Genomic DNA, 12,575 nt, shown 5'->3' on the forward strand with positions numbered 1-12,575 from the left:
CTAGTTGATCTTCACCAGCGAACCTTCGACGGTGAGGATGCCGCCGGCCTTGATCGACATCATGCCGTCCGCCTCGATGGCGATCTGGGCCGACTTTATCGTGATCTTCGCCGGTTCGATCTTGACGCTGCTTCCCCCGACTTTCAGCTCGATCGACGTGCCCGCCTCGACGACGATCGTCTTGCCCACATCGACCTTCTGGTCGGCATCGACCTTCACGGTCTGGTTCTTGTTGACCGTGCGCTGTTCGTCACCCTTGATCGTGCTGGCCAGGTTGTTGTCGATGGCGATGGTTTCGTCGTTCGCCACGTGACGCTTGCGGTCATGCTTGACATCGATGCTCTGGTCGTTGTCGATGGCGATGGTTTCGTCGTTCACCACGTGCAGCTTGCGATCGTGCCCAACGTCGATGCTCTGGTCGTTGAAGATGGCGACGGTCTGGTCGCCCTTGTCCTTCTTTTCAAACCCCACCTTGAGCGTGTCGTTGTTCTTCACCACCCGGTTGCAATCCTTTTCCGCCTGGATGTACAGCTCTTCCGCGCCTTTCTTGTCCTCGAAGCGCAGCTCGTTGTAGCCACCGCCGCCCTTCGAGCTGTTGGTCTTGATGGTCGAGCGGGTCTGGTTGGCCGGCAGTTCATAGGGCGGGATCGTGTCGGCGTTGTAGACGCAGCCGGTGACCAGCGGCTGGTCCGGATCACCCTCGAGGAAACTGACGACGACTTCCATGCCGATACGGGGAATGAACATCGCGCCCCACCCCTTGCCTGCCCAGCCCTGCTGCACCCTCACCCAGCAGGAACTGGTCTCGTTGTCCTTGCGGTCGCGCTCCCAGTGGAACTGCACCTTGATACGGCCATGCTTGTCGGTCCAGACTTCCTCGCCCGCCTTTCCCACCACGATCGCCGTCTGCGGACCGTGCATGAACGGCTTGCGGGCAATACGGGGCGGACGGTAGCTGTGCTCCTTGCCCACGGCCTTGAAGGCGCAGCCGAACTCGAATGCGGCCTCGCCGCCGCCGCCGCCGTTACTCGCATAGGCGTTGGTCGAGAATTCGATTTCCGTGGCGGTGACGAGAAATTCGCGGTTCTGGTCTGCCCGCGGATGCTCGGCCAGCTTGAACAACGTTCCGGCGCCGATGCCGCGCGCATTCGTGGCGCCGTCCACCTGTTCACCCTGCCCGTGCAGCGCTTCCATCCGGGCGCGCGCACGCTCCTCGCCCGCACCCACCGCCTTGTAGCGGCCGGGGTAGTCATACTGGCGGAAGCGCTGACCGATGAAGGGTGCCGCAATGGCCGACTTCACCAGCAAGCCGCCACTGCGCACTGCCGCCGGCTGCTCGAAATCGTAGTCGTTCAGCGCATACTCGGCCGATTGCACGGCGCCCGCGGGCCACATCCGCGTGACCGACTTCTCCGGCGAGCGGCGGCCTTCCTGCTCGTCCCAGAACGGCAGCGTGGCATAGCCGGCGGCGGTGGCATGGGCGCCGTAGCTGTCGGCCAGCACCATCGTGTGGCCGCCGGCGTCGTGCCGGAAGTAGTAGTAGATGCCTTCCTCCTCCAGCAGCCGGCTGACGAATTCAAAATCGGATTCGCGGTACTGCACGCAGAATTCACGCTTTGCGGGCGTTGACGAGAGCTTGCCCGCGTCGATTTTGACCAGGCCGCCATATGCGCCATCGCCGCAGACGGCCTTCACGATGTCGAGCGTGGTCTTTTCCTGGAAGATCCGGCAATCGGACGATCGGGTGAGCAGCCACAGGGCCGGGTGGACCACCGCTTCCCAGGCCGGCATGCCGTCGCGCCAGCCCAGGTAGGCGAAGCGCGTGACGATGCCATGGAAATGCCGCTTGCCGCCTTCCTCCAGCTCGAGCGTGATCGCCAGTTCCTTTCCCAGCACGTCGGCGGTGGCGATATCGGCGCGCGCGGATGCCAGCATCACACGCAGTTCGAACAGCCGGCCAAGTCCCTCGCTGCAGTGGGCGCGGCGGAACAGCAACGCGTCGGGGCCGAGGCTCGATGCGACGGTGACGGGGCGATTGGCTTGGGTGGGCTGCATGGTGATGTCGGTGAGGGATCGGGGAGTCGGGTTGCTGGCTAGCGCTTGTCGGCCTTCCTGGCGGTTTCGCGCAGATTCCGGTAATCGGTCAGCGCGTCCACTTGCACCGCCACCATGCGGGGCAGGTCCTCGGCATAGTCGAAGAAGTCGATCCGCCTCGGCCGTATCCAGTCGAGCACGGCGCCATCGTCGCTCCAGTAGCAGATGATCGCGCTGTCCGTCGTCCTGGTGTCCGCGCGGCCGCGCGCACTGCGCAGGATGACGCCGTCGAGCTTCAGCAGGTGCCGCACTTCGTACAACGCCGCCGCCATTGACCGGTGCAGCAGTTGGTCGGCCTTCGCCTCGTCGCTTTCGCACAGGTCGGACAGCGTCATGTAGCACGGCAGTTCGTGTGCGATGTCGGCATCGCGTCCCAGTTCGTCGACAATGTTCCTGAATTCGGGATCCGTGAAGTCCATGTACAGGAACCGGGCTGCCTTGACGACCTCGTAAGTGACCACGTATTTGGCACCCGCGCCCAGTACCGGATTGACCCGCCCGTTGGCCATCCGGCGGTCGCCGTGCACCCGCACGCCGCGCTGCAGATCGCACTCGCCCGTCGCAGGGTCCACCATTTGCGTGTAGTGGCCCAGTTCGGCGTCGACGCCGAACCTGCCGATCTTGGACAGCATGGACGCCTGCTTGAGCCCCTGCTGGGGAGCAATGCCGAAATAGGTGCCGCAGTACTTGACCTTGTCGAGGAAGTTTCCGGAAAGGCGCACGTCGTCGCGCTCGCTCCCTTTGGGATGACTCTGCACCAGTCCGCCGGCGCCCTGCACGTATTCCGGGTTCAGGTAGCGCTGCATTTGTGTTTCCACGTCCAGCGTCACGATATGCGGCTCCAGTGTGACAGCGGCGAGCTTCTGGCTCCTGATCGTCGCGCTCATGCAATCGAATATTTTCTTGACGAACGGTGGCGTGATCGTTTTCCAAACATGCATGGCATTCTCCCTGGCCCGCGCTGGGCCCTGTACACCCAACCTGCTCCAGCTCATGGCACCTGCGTCTTGACGGTCCCGGAAGTGGTGAACTGGATCACGCCGCCCCAGTTGCACATGCATTTCGACACGTTGTCCAGCGTGGGCATGTTCGCCAGCAGCACGGTGGGCGCGCCGGGCACCCATGGAGCGGCCGTGGCCGGGATGCAGGGCATCGGTGTCAGCACGCCCAACGCCGCCGCCGTGGCCGCGGCCACGACGGGATTGGCGGGCGACATGCACACGCCGAACGGCAGGATGTTCACCATCGGCACGTGGTCCATGATGTTGGCCGCCGGCGGCCCTTCGCACAGCACCTTGTTCTTGGGCAGGACCACCAGCGACGACGGGGCGGCGCCCATCGTGCAGGTCATCATGGCGCCCATGGATACCTGGTTCGGCATGGCGGCCTCACGCCCCCTGGCCGGGAAGCTTGGCCAGGTCGATTTTCAGGTCGTACTGCGCCTTGAATCCCTGGAAGAGCGAAAGGATATCCGCGTCCTTCAAGCCGAATGGCGTGGCTTTGCGTGCGTTCACGACGGCGATGACGATCGCCTCCCTCGCGCTGTACGGAATGTCCATTGCATAGCGCTGTGCCAGCAACTGGAAAATGTCGCGCTGGTTCGCCTTGTTCCAGTTGAACGTTGCGACGTCCGTCTGGCGAAATCCCGTCAGCGCATTGATCGTGGCATCGATGATCGCGATCCCCTCCGGCGGGCGGCCGCCGCTGCACAGTACCTCGCCAACCTTCGCATAGCCGTTCACCCTGTTTTCCTCGAGCTTTTTACGGATCTCTTCTATGCCCAGGCCACGGAATACCGCGGCCCCCACGACCCACAGGTCGCCTTCCTTGTCGCGCAGCGCCGTGATGGCCTTGCGCTCGTCAGGCTGCGAGAAGCGGTAGTTATGGTCCCACACGGGTTCCATCCTGTCCTGAAGGTTGCCTTTCAGGATGCCGCCCGGCCCCAGGGCGTCGACCGGATTCGCGCCGACCGAATACACGAGCTGGTCGCAGTCGACCGAGGCCACCCCCTGGGGCCGCTTGTCCGCCTTGAAATGCACGCGCAGCCGGCCGCCGAACGGGTGCGGTTTGTCCAGTGTCTCGATACGGTCGATCTCGCAGGCCTCGATCAATCCGGCCTGTTCGGCCCTGGCGATCACGTCCGCATTGCGCCCGACGGGGTTCCCCTCGGTCTTGATCTGGTCGAGCCCGCGCCGGCAGCCCCACAGCAAGCCCTTTGCCGCCATCGCGAATGCATGGGCCACGGCCCATGACGACGATGCCGAGCCACCGTATACCACCACGTCGAGGCCTTTCGGCTGGGCCTTCGTCATGTACTCGATCGAATCGATATACTCGCCGGTGGCGGCCATCTGGCTTTCGTCGTAGGGGCCCTCAAATGGGATTTTCAGCGCCGCCAGCGTCTGGCTGCGGCCAGCCCCGGACGCGATGATGACCTGATCGGCCGTGTAGTTGCCACCGATGTCGGTTTCCACCCGGTACAGGGGTCCGACCGGATAGACCCCCGTGACATTGGCCTGCAGCTCCCACAGCGTGGGAAGTTTTTTCGCCTCGCGATCGTTCAGCGACTTGGTCCACAGCTTGTGCAGCAGCTGGTTGTAGTCCTTTGTCTGGATGAACTCGTCGTGGCCGCCTTGCAGTCCAGGATCCGGCGGCAACCCGGACGGCCGCAGCAGGTGTTCCGGCTGGCCCATCCGGTGCGAGGGATTGTAGTCGCCGACCTTGTCCCACAGCTGGCTGCCGGTCTTGCCGATCACGAGCGTGCGTGTCTTGGCGAATTGCCGCGCGCGCGTCCCTTTCAGGGCCGCATGGACGAATGTGGCAGCGCTGGTGCCGCGGCCGATGACGATCTGGTCCCAATCCGACATGATGATCTCCCCGCACCCGGCGCCAGGCCGCAAGTGCCCTGAATGGTTCCTTATACCCGGCTTGTCATGCCACCTCGTAGCCGAATGCCTTGTCGTTTACGCGCACCATGATGCGGCGCACCACCTCCGGCGTGCCGGCGCGCTGGAGCAGCCTGCGGCTCAGTTCCGGCAACAGCGTGTTGGTCAGGATCGCATCGATCATCCTGCCGCCCGATTCGCTCTCCGTGCAGCGCGACACCACCAGCGCGACCACGTCGTCGTCATAGTCGAGCGGCACGCCGTAGCGCTGCTGCACGCGGCGGCTGACCCGCTCGAGCTGCAGGCGGACGATGCTGCCAAGGATCTCGTCCGACAGCGGATAGTAGGGAATCGTCACCAGCCGCCCCAGCAGGGCCGGCGGGAACACTTTCAGCAGCGCCGGGCGCAGCGCCTTGGCCATGCCCTCCGGATCGGGCATCAGGTCCGGGTCCTTGCATAGCCCCGCGATCAGGTCGGTGCCGGCATTGGTGGTGAGGATGATGAGCGTGTTCTTGAAGTCGATGAAGCGGCCTTCGCCATCTTCCATGAACCCCTTGTCGAACACCTGGTAAAAGATTTCATGCACGTCCTGGTGGGCCTTTTCCACCTCGTCGAGCAGCACGACCGAATAGGGCTTGCGCCGCACGGCCTCGGTCAGCACGCCCCCTTCGCCATAGCCCACGTAGCCCGGCGGCGCCCCCTTCAGCGTCGACACCGTGTGTGCCTCCTGGTATTCGCTCATGTTGATCGTGATGAGATTCTGCTCCCCACCGTACAGCGCCTCGGCGAGGGCCAGCGCGGTTTCGGTCTTGCCTACGCCGGAAGTGCCGGCGAGCAGGAACACCCCGACAGGCTTGCCCGGATTGTCCAACCCCGCGCGCGAGGTCTGGATGCGCCGGCCGATCATATCCATGGCATGGTCCTGGCCCACCACCCGCTGCGACAGCACGGTTGCGATGTTCAGGATGTTTTCCACTTCGTTCTTTGCCATGCGGCCGACCGGGATGCCGGTCCAGTCGCCCACCACGGCGGCAACGGCCTGGTAATCGACGATGGGCAGGATCAGCGGCTGCTCGCCCTGCAGCGCGGCCAGCTTCGCGCCCACGCCTTTCAACTGTTCCTTCAGTCCGGCGCGCTCATTGTCTTCCATGGCCGTGCCGCCTGCTGGCGTGCCGTCCACGGGCTTGCCGCCGTCGCGCAGCCTTGCGCGCAGGGCCAGGAGTTCATCGACCAGCGCGCGCTCTTCCTGCCAGCGCGTTTCCAGCGCATCGAGCCGTTCCTGTTCCTCGCCCAGCGCGGCCAGCGCCGCCTCGGCACGCGCCACGGTATCGATGCCGATCGCATCCTCGCGGCGGATGATGTCCAGCTCCGTGTTCAGCGCATCGATGCGCTTGCGGCTGTCATCCACCTCGGCCGGCGTCGCGTGCAGGCTCACCGCCACGCGGGCGCTCGCCGTGTCGAGCAGGCTCACGGATTTGTCGGGCAACTGGCGCCCGGCGATGTAGCGGTGCGACAGGCGCACGGCCGCTTCCAGCGCTTCGTCGAGGATCTGTACCTTGTGGTGCCGCTCCATCGTCGAGGCCACGCCGCGCATCATGAGGATCGCGCGCGCTTCATCCGGCTCGTCCACCTGGATGCTCTGGAAGCGCCGCGTCAGCGCCGGGTCGGCCTCGATATGCTTCTTGTATTCGGCGAAGGTGGTGGCGCCGATGGTGCGCAGCGTGCCACGCGCCAGCGCGGGCTTGAGCAGGTTGGCCGCGTCCCCCGTGCCGGCGGCACCGCCGGCGCCCACCAGCGTATGGGTCTCGTCGATGAACAGGATGACCGGCTTTTCGCTGGCCTGCACTTCGTCGATGACCGAACGCAGCCGCTGCTCGAATTCGCCCTTCATGCTGGCGCCGGCCTGCAGCAGGCCCACGTCGAGCACCAGCAGGCGCACGTCCTTCAGCGCCGGCGGCACGTCGCCACGGGCGATGCGCTGGGCGAAGCCTTCCACCACCGCCGTCTTGCCGACCCCCGCCTCGCCGATCATGATCGGGTTGTTCTGCCGGCGGCGCATGAGGATATCGACCATCTGGCGGATTTCATCGTCGCGCCCCACGATCGGGTCCATCTTGCCGCCCCTGGCCTGCTCGGTCAGGTCGACGGTGTATTTCTTCAGGGCTTCCTGCTTGCCCATCGCGGCGGGCGCCACGGCACCCGAGGCCTCGCCCGGCGCGGCAGTCACGAAGCCATCGCTGGCCGCCATGCGCGCCTCCGGCGATTCCTTCAGCAAGGCGGCGAAGCGCTCGACCAGGTCGTCCGGCTTCACGCGCTCGAACTGGCGGCTGATCGCGAACAGGGCATTGCGCAGGTTCGGGGTCTTGAGACAGGCCATCACCAGGTGGCCGCTGCGAACCGCTCCCTCGCCGAACATCAGTGTGCCGTACACCCAGCCACGCTCGACCAGTTCCTCCACCTGCGACGACAGGTCCGTCACGGACGTGGCGCCGCGCGGCAGCCGGTCCAGCGCCGCCGTCAGGTCGCGCGCGAGCACGGCGCCATCGAGTTCGTAATGACGAATGATGCGGTGCAGGTCCGAATCCTGCAGCTGCAGTATCTGGTGCACCCAGTGGATCACTTCCACGTAGGGATTGCCGCGCAGCTTGCAGAATGTGGTGCTGCTTTCGATCGCGCGGTAGCACAGCGCATCGAGCTTGCCAAACAGTTTGACACGGCTGATATCGGCCATTTTCTTCTCCTCTCCTGTCCCGGTCACGCCGCGCGAGCGGCTCCCCTGAGTGTCAATCGATCCGCGTCGCGCGTCGCCGGTGCGCTGGCGAGATACGTCGTCCAGCCCAGCCGCCGCGCCCGCGAAGCGTCCGACGTCAACGCGAGCGGCGGCACCTGCTCCTTCTTCAGCACCAGCCGCACGTCCCAGTCCAGCGCGATGCCGGCATATTGGCGCACCCATGCCTGCAGCCGCCGCATGCCCGGCGTGCCGGGCAGCAAGCGAAGGTAATCGGCATGGTCGAGCGGGCCGAACACGAGGCGGAACCGGTGCTGGCAATCCCAGACGGCTTTTCCCAGCACGGCCGACGTGCCGAGCCTGTTACCCACGCCCCGGCCCACTCCTTGGCCCAACCCTTCGGCAGCCTGTTCCCTGCCGATGCGTGTCTGCCCGTGTGCCGGAATCGGCATCCAGTGGCCCACGAACTGTTCGATCCGCACGGGCAGCCGGTAATAGGCGCGCAGGATCGTGGCCAGCCCGGCGGCCGGGCGCTTGCCGTTCGCCAGTAGCCCGGCAAAGTGCCGCTTGGCGAAATCGCCGATGTCGTCCCGTTGCTGCAGCGCCGGGCTGCCGATGCCGCACAGGCAGCCCACGTAGTCGCCGAAGCGGTCGCTGTCCGGCCGGTCCAGGCTGATCGCCGGCTCGGCGCAGGCGCGCGCACGGTAGAACAGCGACAGCGCGCGGTGATGGAAGATGTCGAGGAACGCGACCAGCGTGCCGTCGCCATGATTGCGGCTGCGTTCCCGCGCGTATTCCGTGAGGTGCAGCGGCAGCGGGCCGTTCGCCCCCAGCAGCCCGACGAAGTTGACCGTCAGGCGCGCCTTGCGCGAGGCGTCGGCCGGCGTGTAGGCGCGCAGTGCGCCCGGTTCGAAGCCCAGCGACGGCTCCTGCCCGAAGCGCACGGCTTCGTCGCGCGGCCGCAGCGCCGTGCCGATGCGGGGCAGGTGCGGGTAGGCATTCTCCAGCAGCCGCACGGCCTGGAAGAAATCCATGCGCGCGGCACGTTCGGCCAGCTGGCGTTCCACCACTACAGGATCGCGCATGCACCCTCCCTGGCCGCCCAGCGCATGATCGTGCCCCGGCCCACCGTGCGCACCACGGTCTCGGTGAAGGTGTTGATGCTCGCATACTGTGCAAAGAAATGATTCAGCACGCCCCCCAGCAGGAAGGCACCAGCGCCCTCGAACGCCGCGTCGTCGAGCGTGACGGTGATCTCCAGGCCGCGGCCGAACGTGATAGGCCCCGGCGTGGGCATGCGCCGCGTCACGGGCCGGGCGTGTACAGAGCGCACGCCTTCCACCTGGCGCTGGGCGATCGGATCATCCTTGTGGCAATACAGGGCCAGCAGTTCCCGCAGGGCGACGGCACCTTCCGCGCGGCCCCCTTCGCGCCCGTTGCCTGCTTCGCCTGCCCGTGCGCCGGTTATTCGTGCGTCGCCCTCGCGCGGGTCGTCTTCGGCATCGACCAGCGACAGGTAGTTCAGCGACAGCTGGTTGATCAGCCGCCATGCCATGGCACCGTCGGCGAACGATGGCAGCGGCCGGCTCGGCCCGGCTACCACGCGCACCGCCTGCACGGGAGCGCCGCCTTCGAGCATGAAATCGGTGCTGCCCACGCCCAGCGGCATCGACAGCGGCAGGTCGCGATTGGTGCACCACACACTCACGCCCAGCTGGCGCAGGTCGTGCCGGTACGGGGCCTCGCCCGCGTCGACCAGGGAAATGAACGTCTCGCTGCCCACGTAGGACGAGCGCGGACCGCGCTCGCGCTGCCGCTGGGACAGCAGCCGCGGTTCCCGCCGCACATGGTAATAGGCGCGCCTGGGCCCGCCCAGGTCGGCGGCGCCGTACAGCGGTTCGAAGCGTTGTTCGCCATCGGCGCCGCTGCCGTAACCGGTGACACCGGCGATACTGTGCACCTCGAAATCCATCGGCCGCGTGCGGTCGACGAGCACGTGGTGCTCGAACAGGTCGCCGGACAGGTCGATGCGGTCGGCCCGCCGCGGGAACAGGTTGACAACCGGCGTGCAGTTCAGTGCGAAGTGCGCCGTGTCGAGCATCTGCTCGAGCCGGGCGTCGCCCTGGTCGAGCAGGATCACGATATCGAGCTCGCTGTCGGCGCAGCAGGAAACGGCGTCGCGCAGCCCGGTGATGTCGAGGAACAGGAAGCGGGATGCGAAGGCAAAGTATTCCTGCAGCAACCGGTACCCTTCGAAGCTTCGCTGGGCACCGGGCAGGAGCGCCTCGGCCGCCGTGAACCCGGCCGGCTGCAGGGCCTTGCGTGGCAGCAGGCGGTACCACGTGGCCGGCCGCCGCGCGGGCATCACCAGCACCCCGGCCGCGCTGGCAAGCAGGCGCTCGTAGATCTGCGCCGGCAGCGCGTCGCCGCCGCGCAGGTGCAGCGCCAGCCGGTCCAGCGCCAGCGTGTCGAACGGCGCATCGTGGGTGGTGCGCAGGCGCAGGCGCAGGCCGGCCTTGATCCCGGGCGGCAGCGCATGCTCCACGTTCGCGATGCCGCCGATGCTGCCGCCGTGCGTGAAGAACTTCGCCTCCACCAGTTCCATCGGCCACAGCGTGAGCGCATGGGCGGTGCGGTACTCGCAGGCCGTGAGGTCATCCTTGCCCAGCAGGCTGCGCATCGTTGTGCCGGCTGGAATGCGGAAGCCCGGCGCCAGTGCCGGGCTGGCGAGATCAGGCTGGCATTGCACGACGGCCATCGAAGGCGTAGGCGCGAGGAAATCCGGGTAGACGAGTTCGGACAGGTGCTGCGTAAAACGGGGGAATTCCGCATCGATCTTCATCTGCACGCGCGCCGTCAGGAACGAGAACCCTTCCAGCAACCGTTCCACATACGGGTCGGCGCAGTCGAATCCCTCCAGCCCGAGCCGGCCGGCGATTTTCGGGTAGCGGGCCGCGAACTCGCCGCCCATCTCGCGCAGGTGCTGCAGTTCCTGGCTGTAATAGTGCAGGAAACGGGGCGAAGTCATCGCACGGCCCGCCCTGGTCGGTCACGCTGACCTGGGAGACGTCGAGATCGAGCTCCGTGCGCAGGTACAGGCGTTCGGGATACGGCTGCGCCCACAGGTCGCCCTGGATCTCGAACACCAGCCTGGCGATGCTGTCGCAGGGGATTGCCCGCACGGCGACGGAAGCGCGGTTCAGGCGCGGCTCGAAATCCCAGATCGCCTGCCGGATCGCCCGCTCCAGGTCGGCCAGCTGCATGCCGGCCAGTGACGCACCCGAGAGATCGGGCATGCCGTAGTTCAGCACGGAATCCGACAGATGGGGCAGCGCCGGGGCGTTCGTCACGGACATGAGGTTCGTCGCATTGAGGAGCCAGCCGAGGTCGCGCAGCACACCATCACGCAGGACCCGGGCCGACAGCACCCGGCGTTCGCGCGATTCGACGGGCGATTCGGGCTCGTGGTCGGTCAGGCGGTCCAGCAGCGAAGGCTGCAGGCGTTCGCGGGGCGACAGTTCAGCCATTGCCGGCCTCCTCGCCGCCAAGGAACACGATGCTGCGCGTGTCGAGCAAGGGATGCTCGCCTGCGTCGGTGACGAACATGCGCTGGCCGAGGCCGCGCGCGCCCAGCCACTCGGTACGGCGGGCGAGCTTCAGCGCATTGTCGCCCTCCTCCACCGTGCCCACATAGCGGGTCGGGATCAGGCCAACGGATCGCGCGCCGTTGCTGAAGACGAAATCGGCCGCCGTCCAGACGGTGTCGCGCAAGTCGGCCGGCGCTTCGATCTCGATGGCCGCCAGGCGCGTGAAAGGAATCCAGAAATAGCGGCCGTCGATAATGGCTTCGAGGATGGGGCCGAGGCGCTGGTCGGCGTCGGCCAGCCACGCGAAGGGTTTGCCGTCGATAGTTCCCGCCGAGCCGCTGGCCGCCTCGAAGGCCTGTTCACGCAGCGCCGCGGCCTGCCCGGGGGATGTGTGCTCGAGCCGCAGGGCCTCGACGAGCAAGCCGACCCAGTCTTGCGGTTCGCCAAAGATCAGCGGCCCGCGTTCACCCGCGAACACGGCCGCGCGAAACGCCTCGCAGCGGATCGCCTCGCGGTAGGTCTGCACCATCGGCAAGGTGGCGGCATCGAGCTCGCCGGCCACGTTCAGCTGGGTCAGCGCACGCTGCCAGTCTCCCTTGACCGCCAGCAGCTGGAACAGGAACGTGCGCAGCTGCACATTGGCCGTATCCTGCCGGATCGCTTGTTGCAGGGCCTCGAGCCCTCCCGCCAGGTCGCCTTCACGGACGAGCTCTTGCGCCAGCATAGTGGTCTCCCGGTTGAATGCGTCGGTACGTCGATGGGGCCCGCCGTGCGCGGCGGGCCATGGCGGTGCCGGTCAGTCGGGGCTGTTGCCTGCGATATTCCAGACGAACGGCATGTAGGCCGTCACGCCGCCCTTGTCGGTCTGCGGCTTGTAGCCGAAATTGACCTTGGCGAAATTGAGCGTGACGTTCTCGGTCAACCGGTCCTCGCCACCGCTGCCGCCGGTCGAGATCGACGTCACGATCACTTCTTCCATGGCGATCGAGATGTAGTCCTGCTGCCCCTCGCCGGACTTGCGCACCAACAGCTCGGCCTTGGTGACGTGCGTGCCTTTCGCCAGCGCCGTCATCAGTGCGTTGGTCGCGCTGTCGACATACTTCGTGAACGACAGGTCCTGGAAGCTGGCCTTGCCCGCCCGCCGCCGCCGCCCATGTGGGTGGTGCCCGACTGGCTCATGCCCCAGCTCCACGCGAGTACGTCGATCTGGTCGGCGAGTTTCGTGTCGCTCGATTCGCCCTTGATGCCATCCATCTTGATGTACATGTCTACGGCCATTTT

Annotated in this window: 8 protein-coding genes and 2 pseudogenes; all 10 read right to left on the bottom strand. The window is 66.3% G+C overall.

Annotated features, from left to right (window positions below):
- A complete protein-coding gene (locus EWM63_RS30140) occupies window positions 1-2,055 on the bottom strand; it encodes a type VI secretion system Vgr family protein (RefSeq protein ID WP_130189810.1) in 2,055 nt (684 codons plus the stop codon).
- A 38-nt stretch (window positions 2,056-2,093) separates the two neighbouring features.
- Entirely contained in the window at window positions 2,094-3,035 is a 942-nt protein-coding gene (locus tag EWM63_RS30145) for a hypothetical protein (RefSeq protein WP_130189811.1), read from the bottom strand.
- A gap of 50 nt (window positions 3,036-3,085) precedes the next feature.
- Complete coding sequence (locus EWM63_RS30150; protein WP_130189812.1) at window positions 3,086-3,475, bottom strand: DUF4280 domain-containing protein; 390 nt, start codon at window positions 3,473-3,475, stop codon at window positions 3,086-3,088.
- A gap of 7 nt (window positions 3,476-3,482) precedes the next feature.
- Window positions 3,483-4,961 carry an NAD(P)/FAD-dependent oxidoreductase gene (locus EWM63_RS30155; protein ID WP_130189813.1) on the bottom strand — a complete coding sequence of 493 codons (1,479 nt, stop codon included), beginning with the start codon at window positions 4,959-4,961 and terminating at the stop codon, window positions 3,483-3,485.
- Window positions 4,962-5,025: 64 nt separating this feature from the next.
- Complete coding sequence (gene tssH, locus EWM63_RS30160) at window positions 5,026-7,710, bottom strand: type VI secretion system ATPase TssH (protein ID WP_130189814.1); 2,685 nt, start codon at window positions 7,708-7,710, stop codon at window positions 5,026-5,028.
- Window positions 7,711-7,733: 23 nt separating this feature from the next.
- The gene (gene tssG, locus EWM63_RS30165) at window positions 7,734-8,792 is read right to left on the bottom strand and encodes a type VI secretion system baseplate subunit TssG (protein ID WP_130189815.1); all 1,059 of its coding nucleotides are present in this window, start codon (window positions 8,790-8,792) and stop codon (window positions 7,734-7,736) included.
- Window positions 8,777-10,735, bottom strand: a complete 1,959-nt coding sequence (gene tssF, locus EWM63_RS30170; RefSeq protein WP_130189816.1) for a type VI secretion system baseplate subunit TssF — start codon at window positions 10,733-10,735, stop codon at window positions 8,777-8,779. Before tssF ends, tssG begins: the two co-directional genes overlap by 16 nt.
- A 40-nt stretch (window positions 10,736-10,775) precedes the next feature.
- Window positions 10,776-11,234: pseudogene (tssE, locus tag EWM63_RS30175) on the bottom strand (type VI secretion system baseplate subunit TssE); the annotation flags it as partial.
- A complete protein-coding gene (locus EWM63_RS30180; protein WP_130189817.1) occupies window positions 11,227-12,018 on the bottom strand; it encodes a type VI secretion system accessory protein TagJ in 792 nt (263 codons plus the stop codon). The pseudogene tssE and the gene EWM63_RS30180, both read right to left, overlap by 8 nt.
- A gap of 72 nt (window positions 12,019-12,090) precedes the next feature.
- Window positions 12,091-12,572 (bottom strand): annotated as a pseudogene (locus tag EWM63_RS30185) (Hcp family type VI secretion system effector).
- Window positions 12,573-12,575: the final 3 nt, after the last annotated feature.

It is taken from the genome of Pseudoduganella lutea (assembly GCF_004209755.1).
GTDB lineage: Bacteria > Pseudomonadota > Gammaproteobacteria > Burkholderiales > Burkholderiaceae_D > Rugamonas > Rugamonas lutea.

Coding starts and splice junctions, on each gene's coding strand:
- EWM63_RS30140 (WP_130189810.1), bottom strand. CDS start 2,055: ATGCAGCCCACCCAAGCCAATCGCCCCGTCACCGTCGCATCGAGCCTC.
- EWM63_RS30145 (WP_130189811.1), bottom strand. CDS start 3,035: ATGCATGTTTGGAAAACGATCACGCCACCGTTCGTCAAGAAAATATTC.
- EWM63_RS30150 (WP_130189812.1), bottom strand. CDS start 3,475: ATGCCGAACCAGGTATCCATGGGCGCCATGATGACCTGCACGATGGGC.
- EWM63_RS30155 (WP_130189813.1), bottom strand. CDS start 4,961: ATGTCGGATTGGGACCAGATCGTCATCGGCCGCGGCACCAGCGCTGCC.
- tssH (WP_130189814.1), bottom strand. CDS start 7,710: ATGGCCGATATCAGCCGTGTCAAACTGTTTGGCAAGCTCGATGCGCTG.
- tssG (WP_130189815.1), bottom strand. CDS start 8,792: ATGCGCGATCCTGTAGTGGTGGAACGCCAGCTGGCCGAACGTGCCGCG.
- tssF (WP_130189816.1), bottom strand. CDS start 10,735: ATGACTTCGCCCCGTTTCCTGCACTATTACAGCCAGGAACTGCAGCAC.
- EWM63_RS30180 (WP_130189817.1), bottom strand. CDS start 12,018: ATGCTGGCGCAAGAGCTCGTCCGTGAAGGCGACCTGGCGGGAGGGCTC.